The sequence below is a fragment of the Blautia sp. 210820-DFI.6.14 genome (assembly GCF_020558815.1).
GTDB lineage: Bacteria > Bacillota > Clostridia > Lachnospirales > Lachnospiraceae > Blautia_A > Blautia_A obeum.
Window position 1 is genome coordinate 164608 of sequence record NZ_JAJCKS010000001.1, and the last position, 14934, is coordinate 179541.

Consider the following 14934-nt stretch of genomic DNA (forward strand, 5'->3'; position numbering starts at 1 on the left):
GGATTTCTTTCCGGCGTAATGCTTAGATGATGATACCCATGTCCTGCATACCCTCTGCAATACTGTCCATATCATCATAATCACAATTCTCGCTCCACTTCTCTTTGCTCCATACCTCAATTCTGTTGAGGTTTCCGGTGAGCACAACGTCTTTTTCCAGACCAGCGAATTCCCGTAACGTCTGCGGTACAAGAATTCTCCCCTGCTTGTCCAGTTCACAGTTTGTCGCACCTGCTACAAAGAAACGTGTGAAGGTTCTGGCATTTTTGTTTGTAAGTGGTAAGGCTCTGAGTTTTTCTTCAAAGGCATTCCATTCATCCATAGGATAAATAGAGAGACAACCATCAAGTCCCTTTGTCAGAACAAACTCCTCTCCCAGGAGTTCTCTGAATTTGGAAGGGATGATCAGACGCCCCTTCGCGTCGATTGTATGATTGTATTCGCCCATGAACATATAAACTCACCTACTCTCGTGAGATACGATTCTCCCCTTCGTATCTGCCGGCGGAAATGGATAAATATGCCACATTCCCTCCATTCACCACCACTATTCACCACTTTCTACCACTTATAAAGTCATTCTAACCTATTTACCTTGAAAATACAAGTGGGAATCGTAGTTTTTTTCTGAACAATTTTATACATTTTAAGCGGAAAATTGCCATATTTTACGAGAGTATTACAGAAGATTTTCTAATTTTCAAAGTTGTTTAAAAAGCGAAGGGGGTCCTCCCTTTGGAGAACCCCCTTTAACTCTGTCACATGTCTATTTTCATGTTACCCGTTTATTATTTATACATCTTCGCGATCATCCGGTCCAGCCTCTGGCTCAGCCTCAGCTGATTCGGCAGATCCCTCCGTTCCCTTATTCTCTGATTCAACAGTTTCTGCAGACGCCGGAGCTTCTGCCGCTTCCGCATCTTCGACAGACTCTGAAACTTCCGTTTCTGTCGTTTCAGCAGTTTCTGCGGATTTTGAATCTTCCGACTCATTTGATTCCGTATCTTCTTCAGCCACCATCTTTCCCGCTCTATCCAGTTCTTCAAGAATGTCTCTGAACTCATCCTGTACATTCTCAAAGTTATGAATGTCTTCCAGTCTGCTGCCATCATTTTTCTCTTCTGCGGCATTACGCTCCTCTCTCCTGCGTCTGCTGACCTTCTCTCTTTTCTTTGAAAGAATCCTTCGCACTGTCGCAACAATGCCACAGATCAGGAAAAGTGCAGCAGACACAAGCAGGGAAACCGGTATCTTTGTCTTCGGAATATACAGTTTATCCGTGCGAAGCCATTCAATCACGCACTTGCCCAGCCCGTATCCTGCAAGATATCTGAGAAAGATCTCACCTTCAAATTTTTTTCTCCAGGTATAAAGCAGCAAAATCAGAAGCAGCAGCAGACACCAGATACTTTCATAGAAAAACAGTGGATGTACCTGAATGTAATCCATATCTCTGAAAGTTACCAGATGCTGTTTCATCAGCTTTGTCACTGCGCTCTTCTGTACGGAATCCATCGGAAGTCCCATTGCAAACAGACTGTCTGTGTACTCGCCAAAAGCCTCTCTATTAAAAAAGTTTCCCCATACACCTATTATCTGTCCGCTGAGCAGTCCCATACATACAATATCTGCCATTTTCCAGAATGACGTTCTACTGAGCCGGCAGAAGAGAGCTGCCACAAGCACGCCCCCCAGAATTGCTCCATAAATAGAGATACCGCCACTGCGTATATCACACAGGATCTTCCAGGATTTACCACTGAACTGACTCCATGAAAAAGCAATGTAATAAAGCCTGCCTCCGATCACTCCACCGACCAGTGCCGAGATTGACGCCCCCAGGCAGAGATTCAGATTCAATTTCTGCCATCTGGCGCAGAGAAGAATCATCCCCAGCCCAATAAGCAGACTTACAGCCATCAGTATCCCGTATATTGTGATATCAAATCCAAGAACAGAAAAAGTTCTGTCCTCATATTCAAACAAAAACCCCAGATTCGGAAATCTTACTGTTATCTCCATAAAACCCCTTTATCATATACTTCGTATTATCGGATATGTTGTACAGAAACCGATATACCTTTAAGGCTATCGATTTTTATACATTGAATCTGAACAGGATCACATCTCCATCCTGTACGATGTATTCTTTACCTTCCATACGGACAAGTCCTTTTTCTCTTGCACCTGCATAAGAACCACAGTCCAGAAGATCCTGATAATTCACAACCTCTGCTTTGATAAATCCTCTTTCAAAGTCTGTATGAATCTTACCGGCTGCCTGTGGCGCCTTTGTTCCGATTTTGATCGTCCATGCACGAGTCTCATCTTCTCCTGATGTCAGAAAGCTCATCAAGCCCAGAAGTCTGTAGCTTGCCCTTACCAGTTTCTCAAGACCGGACTCTTTCAGCCCCAGATCTTCGAGGAACATTTTTTTCTCATCATCATCAAGTTCAGAAATTTCTTCCTCAATTTCTGCACAGATCACAAATACTTCACTCTTCTGCTCTGCTGCATATTTACGTACCGCCTGTACATGAGCATTGGATTCTCCGTCATCTGCAAGATCGTCCTCACTTACATTGGCAGCATAAATGACTGGTTTCCAGGTAAGCAGATTATAGGTTCCCATCCATGCTTCTTCATCTTCATTTTCAAGTTCCATAGTGATTGCCATATTGCCGTCTTCCAGATGTTTCTTCACTCTCTGAAGGAAATCCAGTTCTTTTGCAGCCTCTTTGTCCATACGGGCTGTTTTGGTAACTTTGGCGATTCGACGTTCCAGGATCTCAATATCAGAAAAGATCAGTTCCAGATTGATCGTCTCAATGTCTCTGAGCGGATCAATGCTTCCGTCTACATGAATGACATTCGGATCTTCAAAACAGCGTACAACATGTACGATCGCGTCTACCTCACGAATGTTTGCCAGGAACTGGTTTCCAAGTCCCTCACCTTTGGAAGCGCCCTTTACAAGTCCGGCGATATCAACGAATTCGATCACCGCCGGTGTTACTTTCTTTGAGTGATAAAAATCTCCCAGAAGTTTCAGTCTCTCATCCGGTACAGTAACAACCCCAACATTCGGATCAATGGTACAGAACGGATAATTGGCAGATTCTGCTCCGGCTTTTGTCAGTGAATTAAACAGTGTACTTTTTCCTACATTTGGCAGTCCTACAATTCCAAGTTTCATTTCTCTATAGTTCTCCATTTCGTTATTTTATTAGATTTCATACTTATTCAATCTTATCACACATGTGTAAAAAAGTCTATATCCCCATAAATCCGATATCCTGCTTACAGTTACCCCCGGGGGATCATTTCCGAATTGCAATGATATCTTCTACTTTGATTTCTCAGGCATCTTTCAATATAAATTTATGAATGATCTCCGCCACTCCGTCATGGTTATTATCGTGTTCCGTCACATAGTTTCCATATTCCGCAATTCCCGGAAAAGCATTGCACATGACAGCTCCCACATGGGCCGCTTTCAGCATTTCCACATCGTTCTGTGCATCTCCGGCAGCTACAGAATTCTCAATCGGGATTCCCAGATAATCGCAGAACCATCGAACCGCAAATCCCTTGGATATTCCCTCTGGTACGATTTCCTGATAACAGTCATTAGAGAAAAAGCTGTGTACTTCTCCTGCATACTGCGAGATCACTTCTTTTTGAAAACAAATATTTTTCTCTTTTTGTTCTGCCGGTGTGATCGCGATCAGTTTATACGGATCCTCCGGCACAACATCTGCCGCACATTCTACAACCTTGTAGGGCAGCTGATTGATCTTTGCATATCTGTGAAGTTCTTCCGTATCCCTGGCAGAAAGAATATGTGTATCTGAGTAACTCTGAATATGCAGATCACGCTTCATAGCTTCCCCGATGATCTTTGCCGCAGTTTCCTTTGAGAAGGTTTTACCGTAAACGGTCTTTTCATGATATGGATCATAGATCTGTCCTCCGTTAAAGCAGATCACATAGCAGCCTTCTTTATCCAGTCCGGCTTTTGCCGCACAGACACGCGCACTCGCCAGAGGACGCCCTGTGCAGACTACGATCTTATGTCCACATGCCAGAGCTTCATCAATTGCCGCCTGGTTTCCCGATGTCACTTCCTTATGATCATTCAGTAAAGTTCCATCCAGATCCGTAAATAGTATTCTTGTTTCAACAGACATTTTGTATTGTTCCTCCATACTTCCTCTATGCTGTATTCTTTAACACAGCAGATCATTCCAAATAATATCTAATTTTCTCCTCGTTTAATTTCTCGCCGATGATGATCAGCACATCCTGTCCTGCACCGATCGGTTTTAAGCTTATCTCGTGCTGAGTTGCATTCAGTTCCAGCCAGTTTTCTCCATCCTGCAAAAATCCTTTAATACGCAAAACTCCACCGCAGGCAGGATCTTCAAAGATTTTTTTGGCTGCATGTTTTGCTTTTGATACAGCAATCTTCTCATCCATAAAAAATAATGTCTGAAAAATTTCGTCCTGATCTACATACAGTTTCTCATAATCCTCGACCAAATAACCGGACTCCAGGATTTTTTTGAATTCTTTTTCTGTGAAATCTTCCCAGTCCTTGCAGATCACTTCGTCTTTCAAAACTCTCGAACAGTGAATCTCCTGCAATGCACGGTTCAGATGTGCAACTGTCTGTCGAATTTCTTCTGCAGATGCATCCTGTGTTTTGCTTAAGAGTACACATCCTGCGTTGGCAACTTCCGAAGCCAGCACGTAATCCGCTTCCTTTGAAAGTGTTTTTTCCAGACTCGCATCCACAACTGTGATCACATTCCCAATCTGGTACCAGCGGTCCAGTGGTTCTTCATGAAGTGCATCAAAGAAATCATCTACATCGAAGATTCCGGACGGTTCGATCAGAACTCTGTCGTAACCACACATTCCCATTGCGATCAGTTTTGTTTTGAAACGTCTTCTGTAACAGTCTTTATCGCAGCCACCGGCTACCATTTCCAGCTCACAGTTCTCACCTTCCAGCTCACGAAGAAGCATCATATCCACATTGATGGCTCCGAAATCATTTTCAAGGATGCCGATGTTCTGTCCCTGCTCCATCAGATAACGGGCATATTTTTTTATAAATGTGGTCTTACCAGAGCCAAGAAAGCCCGTGATCAAATCTACCTTTACCATTGTCTTTTTTCCTTATCATTCTTAAATATTTAATTCTTTTCGAATGTTTTCTGCAAAAATACGGTGTCCTTCTTCCGTAAAATGAACTCCATCGTAAATTGTCGGGATTTCCCATCCACTGGCATCTGTAAAAGCAATCCCAAGGCGCTTTGCAATCCTTTTATATTCTTTTCCCAGATTGCGAGATTCCGTCAGAAGTTCCGGACGGTCCACCCACTGTCCTTCCTGCATTGCCGGCGGTGCGATCAGACGAAGGCGCATCTTTCTGCTTGCAAGTCCTGCTTCTTCCATCATTCGCTTCAGAAAGCGTTCCATCCTCTTTGCCACATCCGCTGCTGTAAAATCCGGATTTTCCAGAAGATCATTTGTTCCGAGCATTACCAGAAGCCATACCGAATTCGGCTTTCGATGCCAGTCTCGAACCTGCTGACAGGCAAATTTTACAGTGCTGACCGTATGTGGTATGCTTCGTCCATTTACACCATGATTTTCGACTTTCCAGGCTGTCTCTGTATCCATTATTCCTGTCCATCGGACCTCTTTGGGATATCTTCCTTCATTTGTATCATGCGGATCATATCCATATGTATTGGAATCTCCATAACAGATCAATGTTCCTGGCATGTTTTTATCCTCTTTTCTTGCATATTTTCACTATTGTTCTCTACAGTCTGCTCAGAAATGTCCACCTGTATACCAAACCCAGGCTGCCAGGCCAAATTCTATGAGCATGATCAGCGGAATACCTATATAAAATTTCGGTTTTCTTGTTTTGTGATGAAAAATACTCATCCCAAATAAAGCTCCGATGCTTCCGCCTATAACTGCAGCCCCCATCAGAACTTTCTCCGGGATCCTCCAGGCATGACGCCGTGCTCTGCTCTTATCGTCTCCGTACAACAGAAAAGTAATGAAATTGACTGCCATTAAATATATGACCATATTTTTCATCGTGTTCCGCCTCCTTGCCTTATATTATACATTACTTTTGCATGAATGGCAAAAAAACAGCCGGGTTTTATCCCAGCTGTTTTCCCATTTTTTTCAATTTTTCCCTTCGTTCGCGGTAATCCGGCAGTTCTTTTTCCACAACTGCCCAGAAACGCGGCGAATGATTCATTTCTTTACGATGTGCCAGTTCGTGGACAACCACATAATCAAGAAGTTCCGATGGCATCAGTACCAGCTTCCAGTTGAAGTTGAGATTTCCCGCAGAACTGCAGCTTCCCCAACGGGTTTTCTGTTCCCGGATCGTGATTCTGTTATAAGTAACTCCCATTCTTTCTGCAAAATATGCGGTATGTTCAGGAAAGATCTTTTTTGCCTGCAAAATTCCTTCCTGACGCTCTTCGTCTGTGATCACATGCATATTCTCACGATATTTCTCCAGTTTCTCCTGCTGTGCAAATATCCACGTTTCATGATCTTTTACAAATTTCGCAATCCTGTATTTCGCCAGCCGGACCGGTGCCCGTACGATAACACTTCCGTCTGGTTTTACCTGAATCGTCAATGTCTTTCTGTTGGAACGTATCAGTTCATATTCTATCAAATTTTCATCATCTCCGACATGATGCAGCCGCCGGATGCCCCACAGTCCATTACTTCCTGTATCTGTCCGGTTCCTGCATGAATTCCTCCTATAGCATACACCGGAATTGTTACCTTTGTACAGACTTCTTTCAGAAATTCAAGTCCACGTGGTGGAAGCCCTTTCTTGCAGTCTGTCACATAAACATGGCCCGCCGTCACATAGGCTGCGCCTGCTTTCTGTGCCCTGACCGCTTCCTCCGGAGAATGGATGGACGAACCTACTATTCGGAAATCATTGAGTTTTCCACAATATTCTTCCAGTAAAAAAAGAGGCAGATGAATATATGGATGGTGCAGTCGCCGGGCCACTTCTCCAAAGCTATGGAGCATACATGGTGTATCATATCTGCCACAGATCTTAAGAACCTGTCCTGCCATTGCTTCATATGCAGACTCTGAAAGATCTTTTTCCCGCAGGATCAGTGCTTTGGGATGCATCTGGCAGATTCTCTCCACCTGTTCAAGAAAAGGTCTTTCACAGAGTTTTCGGTTCGTTACTGCTATTATATTTCTATATTCTGCAGCACCAGCATTTTCATTTCTGGCACCATTTTTTTCTTTACAGATAAACATAATCGTTCATGACCGGCTGAAGATCATGATTCAAAAGGGCCTGATATACTTCATCCACAGATCTTCCGTCTGAAATTTCAAACTGGTCATCTCCCTTGTCTTCGATATCCTCTACATGGCTTCCAATACCTGTACTAACCCCGGCGGAAATTTTGGTTGCCGCAATATTAACCAGATTATCACGAACTCTTTCGCACTCTCTGGTGGAAACCGTAATACTGGCAAATGGCATAAACAGCCGATATGCACAGACTACCTGCAGAAGCTGAGGTTCATGCACATCCATCGGATTGATCCGGTCATTATTAATGATTGGACGCAGTCTCGGGCAGGAAAATGCAATCTCAGCATGTGGATATTTTCTCTGAAGAAGCCAGGCATGATAACCGGTAGCAAAGGCATCTTTACGGAAATCATCCAGTCCCAGAAGTGCAGCAAAACCAACACCGCGCATACCACCTTTCAATGCACGTTCCTGTGCATTCAGGCGATATGGAAAAATTCGTTTATGTCCGGCCAGATGAAGTGTTTCATACTTATCTGAATTGTAAGTTTCCTGGAAAACAGTCACATAATCGGCTCCACATTCATGCAGATAATGATATTCATCCGAATTCATCGGATAAACTTCCAGCCCGATCACTTTGAAATATTTTCTTGCGATCTTACACGCCTCACCAATATATCTCACATCGGACTTTACACGGCTCTCTCCGGTAAGAATCAGAATTTCCTGGAGGCCGGTCTTTGCGATTGCTGCCATCTCTTTGTCAATTTCCTCTGCATTCAGCTGTGCACGGCGAATTTTATTGTGGCAGTTAAAACCGCAGTAGATGCAGTAATTTTCACAGTAGTTTGCGATATAGATTGGTGTAAACATATATACACTGTTTCCAAAATGTTTTCTTGTCTCCACTCTCGCCGCCTGCGCGATCTCTTCCAGAAGTGGAAGTGCCGCAGGAGAAAGAAGTGCCTGGAAGTCCTCAACCGTCCGATTGTCATGTTCCAGTGCTCTGCGGACATCCTTCTCTGTATACTTATCATAATCATAGGCATTCATCGCTGTGATGACCTGTTCCATAACATCGGACTCTTCCATTGTCTCCATTCCCGGAAGATATTTCATATGATCGATACGGTTTTTTTTCATATCTTCCAGAATTACTTCATTGACGATACTCTCGTTAAAATGTTCGCCATGTTCTGTTGTATTTGATGACATTTTGTCTTCTCCTTTATCTGATAGTCTTTAGTCGTGCAGAAATCCCGTAAGCGGTGAAGAAGCACTGGCTCCCTTATCCAAAGTCCGTCCAAATCCGGATAAATAAGCACTTCTACCTGCTTCAATTGCTTTTTTAAATGCTTCTGCCATCACCTGTACATCACCTGCAGTTGCGATTGCGGTGTTTGCCATAACAGCGGCAGCTCCCATTTCCATCGCCTCACATGCCTGGGATGGTCTTCCAATTCCGGCATCTACAATGATTGGAAGATCAATCTCATCAATCAATATCTGGATAAATTCTTTTGTGCAGATTCCTTTATTGGAACCAATCGGAGATCCAAGAGGCATTACACATGCTGCACCGGCATTAACCAGGTCTCTTGCTGCATTCAAATCCGGATACATATACGGCATAACTACAAACCCTTCTTTTGCAAGAATCTCTGTTGCCTTGATCGTTTCATAGTTGTCCGGAAGAAGATATTTGGAATCATGGATAACTTCAATCTTGACAAAATCACCACATCCAAGCTCTCTGGAAAGTCTCGCGATACGCACAGCCTCCTCCGCATTTCTCGCTCCGGAGGTATTTGGAAGAAGCGTAATGTTCTTTGGAATATAATCCAGAATATTCGCAAGTCCCCCCTGATTTGCACGACGAAGGGCAAGCGTAATGATCTGTGTTCCTGCTTTTTCAATACATGCTTTTACAAGATCCAGTGAAAATTTACCGGATCCAAGAATAAAACGGGATGTAAATTCATGTCCTCCAAGAATCAGTTTATCTTCTGTTCTGTCCATTTCTTCATTCTTGCCGCTTCCGCCGCCCATAAAACTAACGATTTCCATAACGTCCCCTTCTTTCAAAATTGTGCTTCCATAAAGTTCTCTTGCCAGGATCTGGTCATTTAATTCAATGGCAACCTGTACTGGTATATACTGGTTCTTCTCCAGATATTCTGTAACAGATAACGGCTGCTCCAGAGTTCTTTTTACTCCATTTACTGTGATCATATGTTGTCCTCCTGTGTGAAACCAACAAAAAAGAGTCCACAAAGAAATACACCCGCGGTGGTGCACCCCTTCATGAACTCTGTTCACTCTCATTGGTTTTCTTATAAAATTATCTTTTAAAGTATACCTCTGTCAGTTTCATCTGTCAAGCGTATTCCCCTCGCTGTTTTTCAGTCAGTCTCTTGTCATCAGCATCAGTAAGGAGCCTGCATCAAACTCTACACATGCCTCTTCATCTACAATTTCATTACTGACTGTAAGTCCACTGTCTGAAACTTTCAGATGATATTTATTCAGTGGATATTTGAACCCTCTCAGTGTCAGACCTGTCAGATCTCCCTCCAGCGAAAAGAAAGAAACATATTTGCCAAACTGTTCCTCTTTCTTAAGAACTGTATGACTTTCGATCAGTTTCATATAATTCCACTGATCGACCAGTATGATATCCGCACCTCGGTTCCTTCCATGTACCAGCAGTCCGAAATTAGCCATAAGGTGATCGATCCGGTTTCCGGTCGCACCCAGGATCGTAATCCGCTCAGCACCACGGTCAATCGCAAAATTCACGGCAGACTGTGTATCCGAATCATCTTTTTCCGGCTTCAGACGCATAATCTCTGTCTCCCTCAGCCCTTGCAGATACAATGCCCCCTCAGCCGAAAGGCTGTCAAAATCTCCTACTGCCATCTCCGGCTGCCAGTCTGTTCCTTTAAAAAATTCAACACCTCTGTCTGCTGCGATCAGATCTACTTTTTCTGTTTTGTTTTTCTTCAAAAAATCGAGGGCAAAATCTCTCTGGATATTGCCCCCGCTTACGATGATCACATCTTTCATGCTCTTCCTCAATCAATCTCTGATTTAATCTTGTCCATCTTTTTCTGTATACTGTAAACATTTGTTTCCAGATCACCACTAAATACATAAGAACCTGCAACCAGAAGATTCGCACCGGCTTTCATAACAGTTTCCATCGTTTCATCGTTGATTCCGCCATCCACCTGTATATCTACATCCAGTTCTTCTCTGTCGATCAGTTCCTTCAGCTCCACGATCTTCTCTGTACATTCCGGAAGATATTTCTGACCACCGAACCCTGGCTGTACGGTCATAATAAGAACCATATCCACATCTTCCAGAAGATGGCTGATATCATTTACCGGAGTTGCCGGTTTAATAGAAACTCCGACTTTGACGCCAGCATCTCTGATCAGTTCAATTGCTCTCTCCAGATCCTCACATGCTTCTGCATGTACCGTAATGGAATCTGCACCACAGTCCACAAAATCCTGAATATAACGTTCCGGTGCCGATACCATCAGATGTACGTCAAAAAACATTTCGGATTCTTTGCGGATAGAACGGATCACCGGCATTCCAAACGAAATACTCGGCACAAAATCTCCATCCATAACATCAATGTGAAGCCATTCAACTCCTGCTTTTTCCAAAGTCTGAATCTGTTCGCCCAAACGGTTAAAGTCCGCCGACAAAATTGAGGGGCACAATCGATATTCCATTTAATATCTCCTTTTCTCTTTCAATTCTTCATATAAACTTAGATAATCTTCATATCGGAGTCTGCTGATCTCACCATTCTCCAAAGCTTCCTTTACTCTGCATCCCGGTTCATGGATGTGTCTGCATCCCTGAAATCTGCATGTATCTTCATATTTTCGAAATTCCGGAAAATAATTTTTCAGATCCTGCTCTTCCATATTCATCAGATATAAAGACGAGAATCCTGGTGTATCCATCAGAAACGTATCTTCTCCAACCGGAATCACCTGTGAATGTCTGGTCGTATGCCGGCCTCTCTTCAGCTTACGGCTGATCTCGCCGGTCTCCATCTGTACTTCTCCCTGCAAAAGATTCGTCAGGGAAGACTTACCGACTCCGGAAGGTCCTGCAACAACTGTTGTCTTTCCCTTCAGGATCCTGTGTATCTCATCCAGTCCCTCTTTTTCAAGTGCACTGGAAAGGATCACCTGATAACCGCAGTTTCTGTAAGTTTCACATAATGTCCGGGTTTCTTCTTCCGATGCAAGATCTTTTTTATTAAAGCAGATCACTGCCGGAACCTCTGCCTGTTCCATCATGATCAGGAAGCGGTCCAGCAGCATAAAATTGGGTTTGGGATTTTCAAGTGCAAAGATCACAAACGCCTGGTCAACATTTGCAACTGCCGGACGAATCAATGAATTCTTGCGTGGAAGGATTCGGATCAGATTGCCCGTTTGTTCCTGCTGGTCAAGTATTGTGATTTCCACATTATCACCTACCAGCGGTTTCTGATTATCTTTGCGGAAGATTCCCTTGGCTTTACATTCATAGAGCACTTCATCTTCTCCGTATACATAATAGAATCCCGCTATTCCTTTGATGATCTTACCCTGCATGTATTACTCTGCTTTCTTGAAAGTAAGTGGATACTGTCCCAGCTGCTGGATCGTACCATCCACTACTTCTGACACATATAATGTACCTTCGCTGACTCCCGGAGCTCCGGTAACATCCAGTGTATATGGGAATGTTATCTGTTTGCAGTCCACAATGATCGAAGACTGTGTTTCTCCGTTCACATCCTGAAGAAGTTCCAGTCGAACCTGTCCTCCCTGATATCCGGTCGGTGTATTCAGTGTCTGTGTACATTTCCATACTTCACCATTTGCAGCAGCTGCACTCTGCTGTGTGCTATCTGTGCTCTGTGCTGATGCAGTATTATCTGTTGCTGATGTATCTTCTGTATCAGAAGCCGGAGCTTCATTTCCACTGCTTACTACAATTTCAATCGGCTGATCCGGATCTGCTGTTTCATCTGCTGCCGGATTCTGAGAAATAACTTCCCCAGATGCCACATCGCTGCTCTGCTGCTCTGTTACCTTAATGTCAGTCCATTTTCCAAGTGTTGTGATTGCATCATTCTTTGTCATACCGACAACGCTTGGCACTGAAACACTATCGCCATAATCCAGACCACGGCTGACAACCAGTGTAACCTCGTCACCTGCGGAAACGCTGCTTCCGGCTGCCGGTGTAACAGAATCCACATATCCTGGATTTACCATCGGATAGCCTGTTCCATCATCTTCACTGTACTCTTTCTGTACCGTTACATTCAGTCCCAGATCTTCCAGTGTCTGCTGTGCATCTATACCGGTCTCTCCGGAAAGATCAGGCATAACAACTTCCTGCTGACCTTTACTGAGATAATATTTCAGAGTTGTATACTGTTCTACTTTTGTTCCGGCCGGAATATCCTGTGAAGAAATTCTGCCTTTTTCCTGAGTAGAATTTTCTTCTCCCATCATCTGTTTGCCAAGCTTTTCTTCTTCAAGCAAAGCCGCTGCTTCATCTTCTGTCTTGCCAACCAGATCCGGTACTATAACCATTCCGTCTTCATCTGTACCTGTTGCATCTGCGTTCTGTTCCTGCTGGTTATCTGTCGGTGTTTCACCACCGATGATGCCTGCCGCCTTACCGATAAAGAAAATTGCGATTACAAGGATCACTGCCCCTGCAACGAGAGACAGGATTGTCAGTGCACTGTTCGGTGCTTTATGTTTCTTTTTATTTCTGGATTTCTTTTCTTCACGTCTGCGGCGATATTCGTCCTCGTAATCATCATCGTCGTCATCATAATCATCATCCAGTACTTCATCTTCCAGCTCAGCCACATCCTGCTTACGCTGTGAAGTACGGTTTTTCGGTGTATGCTTGATCTCGCCAAGCTCTTCATCAGAGATCACAACTGTTTTCGCTTCGTTGTCAACAGAAGATAATTTCACAAAATTCCCCTGCGGATCGATCAGAGAATGTTTCAGGTCGGCAATTACATCCTCCATCTTTTCATATCGACGATTTACACTCTTCTGTGTACATTTCAGGATGATCTGCTCCAGACTGTACGGAAGTTCTTCTGTATATACACTCGGAGGTACCATTTCTTCCTGCAGATGTTTGATTGCGATCGCAACAGTTGTATCTCCGTCAAACGGTACACGTCCCGTTACCATCTCATACAATGTAATACCAAGTGAATAGATATCACTCTTTTCATCACTGTAACCGCCGCGGACCTGTTCCGGAGAACTGTAATGTACAGAACCCATCACATTGGAACTGATAGTATTTGAAGAAGCAGCTCTTGCGATACCAAAATCTGTTACTTTTACTTTACCGTCTGTTGAAATAATAATATTCTGCGGCTTTACATCTCGGTGAACGATTCCGTGATTATGTGCTGCCTCCAGCCCCATAGATACCTGAATCGCAATACTTGTTGCTTCTTTGATCGAAAGTTTACCCTTTTTGGCAATATACTCTTTCAGTGTAATGCCTTCGATCAGCTCCATAACGATGTAATATACACCTTCATCATCACCCACATCAAAAACATTGACAATATTCGGATGTGTCAGTCCTGCTGCCGCCTGGGCCTCACTGCGGAACTTGCGGATAAAAGTTGTATCCTCTCTGAATTCCGGCTTCAATACTTTTACTGCCACAAAGCGGTTCAGCTTGTGATCCTTTGCCTTATATACATCGGCCATTCCGCCGGTGCCTATTTTACCTAAGATTTCATAGCGTTCTGCTATGATCATTCCCGTCTTTAACATTTTTCCACCTCATTTGTGAATGGTTCTACCAGTATGACTGCTATGTTGTCCTTACCACCGTTCTGGTTTGCTTCTTTCAGAAGTTTCTCGCCCTTCTTCGGCAGTTCCTCTGTCTGGTCCAGTATGATTTCCTCTAATTTACTGTCCTCTACCATATTGCTCAGACCATCGGAACACATAAGAATCGTACTGTCCGGTTCCAATTTCAGGTCAAAAAAGTCAATATCTACGGTTCTCTCTGCACCAAGCGCCCTGGTAATGATATTTTTATCCGGATGATTTCTTGCCTCCTCCGGTTTGATCTCACCCATACGGACCATTTCCTGTACCAGTGAATGATCTTTTGTCACCTGATGAATTTCTCCCTGGATCACGTATAAACGACTGTCTCCTACATTGGCCACATATGCATAGTGACCGACAACTGTGCAGACCACGATCGTTGTTCCCATTCCCCTCAGATGTTCTTCTCTGCGGGAGCGTTCCAGAATCTCCGTATTTGCAGTCTCAATGGCATGACGAATCACCTTGATAGGGTTGAAATCCGCATCTCTCCGAATCTCGTCCACCAAAGTCTGAACTGCATGCGAAGATGCATAATCTCCGGCATTGTGTCCACCCATACCATCAGCAACGACAAACAGATTCGGAAGATTTCCAACCGGGTTTTCGGAAACAAACACATAGTCCTGGTTCATCTTCCTCTTCTGCCCTACATCCGTAGCTGAATATACCCTCATG

Annotated in this window: 16 protein-coding genes and 1 pseudogene; all 17 read right to left on the reverse strand. The window is 43.7% G+C overall.

Annotated features, from left to right (window positions below; all coding sequences use genetic code 11):
- Positions 1-22: 22 nt before the first annotated feature.
- The 17 genes and pseudogenes from mraZ to LI112_RS00815 all read right to left on the reverse strand — a co-directional run bounded on the left by mraZ (position 23) and on the right by LI112_RS00815 (position 14933).
- A complete protein-coding gene (mraZ, locus tag LI112_RS00735; RefSeq protein ID WP_005427905.1) occupies positions 23-454 on the reverse strand; it encodes a division/cell wall cluster transcriptional repressor MraZ in 432 nt (143 codons plus the stop codon).
- A gap of 338 nt (positions 455-792) precedes the next feature.
- A complete protein-coding gene (lgt, locus tag LI112_RS00740; protein ID WP_118235595.1) occupies positions 793-2022 on the reverse strand; it encodes a prolipoprotein diacylglyceryl transferase in 1230 nt (409 codons plus the stop codon).
- Positions 2023-2098: 76 nt separating this feature from the next.
- The gene (gene ychF / locus LI112_RS00745; RefSeq protein ID WP_022389198.1) at positions 2099-3196 is read right to left on the reverse strand and encodes a redox-regulated ATPase YchF; all 1098 of its coding nucleotides are present in this window, start codon (positions 3194-3196) and stop codon (positions 2099-2101) included.
- Between the two features lie 163 nt (positions 3197-3359).
- Positions 3360-4190, reverse strand: coding sequence for a Cof-type HAD-IIB family hydrolase (locus LI112_RS00750; RefSeq protein WP_227190080.1), 831 nt, complete (start codon positions 4188-4190; stop codon positions 3360-3362).
- Positions 4191-4242: 52 nt separating this feature from the next.
- Positions 4243-5172: a GTP-binding protein gene (locus LI112_RS00755; RefSeq protein WP_117753486.1), complete on the reverse strand. Its 930-nt coding sequence runs from the start codon at positions 5170-5172 to the stop codon at positions 4243-4245.
- A gap of 21 nt (positions 5173-5193) precedes the next feature.
- Positions 5194-5796: a GDSL-type esterase/lipase family protein gene (locus LI112_RS00760; RefSeq protein ID WP_227190081.1), complete on the reverse strand. Its 603-nt coding sequence runs from the start codon at positions 5794-5796 to the stop codon at positions 5194-5196.
- A gap of 51 nt (positions 5797-5847) precedes the next feature.
- Entirely contained in the window at positions 5848-6123 is a 276-nt protein-coding gene (locus LI112_RS00765; RefSeq protein ID WP_173908645.1) for a DUF1294 domain-containing protein, read from the reverse strand.
- Positions 6124-6190: 67 nt separating this feature from the next.
- Positions 6191-6724, reverse strand: a complete 534-nt coding sequence (locus tag LI112_RS00770; RefSeq protein ID WP_227190082.1) for a M48 family metallopeptidase — start codon at positions 6722-6724, stop codon at positions 6191-6193.
- Positions 6721-7338 carry a thiamine phosphate synthase gene (locus tag LI112_RS00775; RefSeq protein WP_227190083.1) on the reverse strand — a complete coding sequence of 206 codons (618 nt, stop codon included), beginning with the start codon at positions 7336-7338 and terminating at the stop codon, positions 6721-6723. Before LI112_RS00775 ends, LI112_RS00770 begins: the two co-directional genes overlap by 4 nt.
- Positions 7325-8560, reverse strand: a complete 1236-nt coding sequence (gene thiH / locus LI112_RS00780) for a 2-iminoacetate synthase ThiH (RefSeq protein WP_022389191.1) — start codon at positions 8558-8560, stop codon at positions 7325-7327. The genes LI112_RS00775 and thiH overlap by 14 nt, the downstream gene beginning before the upstream one ends.
- A gap of 27 nt (positions 8561-8587) precedes the next feature.
- Positions 8588-9364 (reverse strand): thiazole synthase, encoded by a 777-nt coding sequence (locus LI112_RS00785; RefSeq protein WP_055055443.1) that lies wholly within the window; start codon positions 9362-9364, stop codon positions 8588-8590.
- A gap of 30 nt (positions 9365-9394) precedes the next feature.
- Positions 9395-9670 (reverse strand): annotated as a pseudogene (gene thiS / locus LI112_RS18460) (sulfur carrier protein ThiS); the annotation flags it as partial.
- An 81-nt stretch (positions 9671-9751) separates the two neighbouring features.
- Entirely contained in the window at positions 9752-10411 is a 660-nt protein-coding gene (locus tag LI112_RS00795; protein WP_227190084.1) for a thiamine diphosphokinase, read from the reverse strand.
- 8 nt (positions 10412-10419) lie between these two features.
- Positions 10420-11094 (reverse strand): ribulose-phosphate 3-epimerase, encoded by a 675-nt coding sequence (gene rpe / locus LI112_RS00800; protein WP_227190085.1) that lies wholly within the window; start codon positions 11092-11094, stop codon positions 10420-10422.
- The gene (gene rsgA, locus LI112_RS00805; RefSeq protein WP_055065813.1) at positions 11095-11973 is read right to left on the reverse strand and encodes a ribosome small subunit-dependent GTPase A; all 879 of its coding nucleotides are present in this window, start codon (positions 11971-11973) and stop codon (positions 11095-11097) included.
- A gap of 3 nt (positions 11974-11976) precedes the next feature.
- A complete protein-coding gene (pknB, locus tag LI112_RS00810; RefSeq protein ID WP_178529019.1) occupies positions 11977-14193 on the reverse strand; it encodes a Stk1 family PASTA domain-containing Ser/Thr kinase in 2217 nt (738 codons plus the stop codon).
- Complete coding sequence (locus LI112_RS00815) at positions 14187-14933, reverse strand: Stp1/IreP family PP2C-type Ser/Thr phosphatase (RefSeq protein ID WP_005427943.1); 747 nt, start codon at positions 14931-14933, stop codon at positions 14187-14189. The genes pknB and LI112_RS00815 overlap by 7 nt, the downstream gene beginning before the upstream one ends.
- Position 14934 lies beyond the last annotated feature (1 nt).

Excerpts from the sequence above, each read along its gene's own strand:
- pknB (WP_178529019.1), bottom strand. The coding sequence starts at position 14,193 with ATGTTAAAGACGGGAATGATCATAGCAGAACGCTATGAAATCTTAGGT.
- mraZ (WP_005427905.1), bottom strand. The coding sequence starts at position 454 with ATGTTCATGGGCGAATACAATCATACAATCGACGCGAAGGGGCGTCTG.
- LI112_RS00775 (WP_227190083.1), bottom strand. The coding sequence starts at position 7,338 with ATGTTTATCTGTAAAGAAAAAAATGGTGCCAGAAATGAAAATGCTGGT.
- rsgA (WP_055065813.1), bottom strand. The coding sequence starts at position 11,973 with ATGCAGGGTAAGATCATCAAAGGAATAGCGGGATTCTATTATGTATAC.
- LI112_RS00815 (WP_005427943.1), bottom strand. The coding sequence starts at position 14,933 with ATGAGGGTATATTCAGCTACGGATGTAGGGCAGAAGAGGAAGATGAAC.
- thiH (WP_022389191.1), bottom strand. The coding sequence starts at position 8,560 with ATGTCATCAAATACAACAGAACATGGCGAACATTTTAACGAGAGTATC.
- rpe (WP_227190085.1), bottom strand. The coding sequence starts at position 11,094 with ATGGAATATCGATTGTGCCCCTCAATTTTGTCGGCGGACTTTAACCGT.
- lgt (WP_118235595.1), bottom strand. The coding sequence starts at position 2,022 with ATGGAGATAACAGTAAGATTTCCGAATCTGGGGTTTTTGTTTGAATAT.
- LI112_RS00785 (WP_055055443.1), bottom strand. The coding sequence starts at position 9,364 with ATGGACAGAACAGAAGATAAACTGATTCTTGGAGGACATGAATTTACA.
- LI112_RS00795 (WP_227190084.1), bottom strand. The coding sequence starts at position 10,411 with ATGAAAGATGTGATCATCGTAAGCGGGGGCAATATCCAGAGAGATTTT.
- LI112_RS00760 (WP_227190081.1), bottom strand. The coding sequence starts at position 5,796 with ATGCCAGGAACATTGATCTGTTATGGAGATTCCAATACATATGGATAT.
- LI112_RS00765 (WP_173908645.1), bottom strand. The coding sequence starts at position 6,123 with ATGAAAAATATGGTCATATATTTAATGGCAGTCAATTTCATTACTTTT.
- LI112_RS00755 (WP_117753486.1), bottom strand. The coding sequence starts at position 5,172 with ATGGTAAAGGTAGATTTGATCACGGGCTTTCTTGGCTCTGGTAAGACC.
- LI112_RS00750 (WP_227190080.1), bottom strand. The coding sequence starts at position 4,190 with ATGTCTGTTGAAACAAGAATACTATTTACGGATCTGGATGGAACTTTA.
- ychF (WP_022389198.1), bottom strand. The coding sequence starts at position 3,196 with ATGAAACTTGGAATTGTAGGACTGCCAAATGTAGGAAAAAGTACACTG.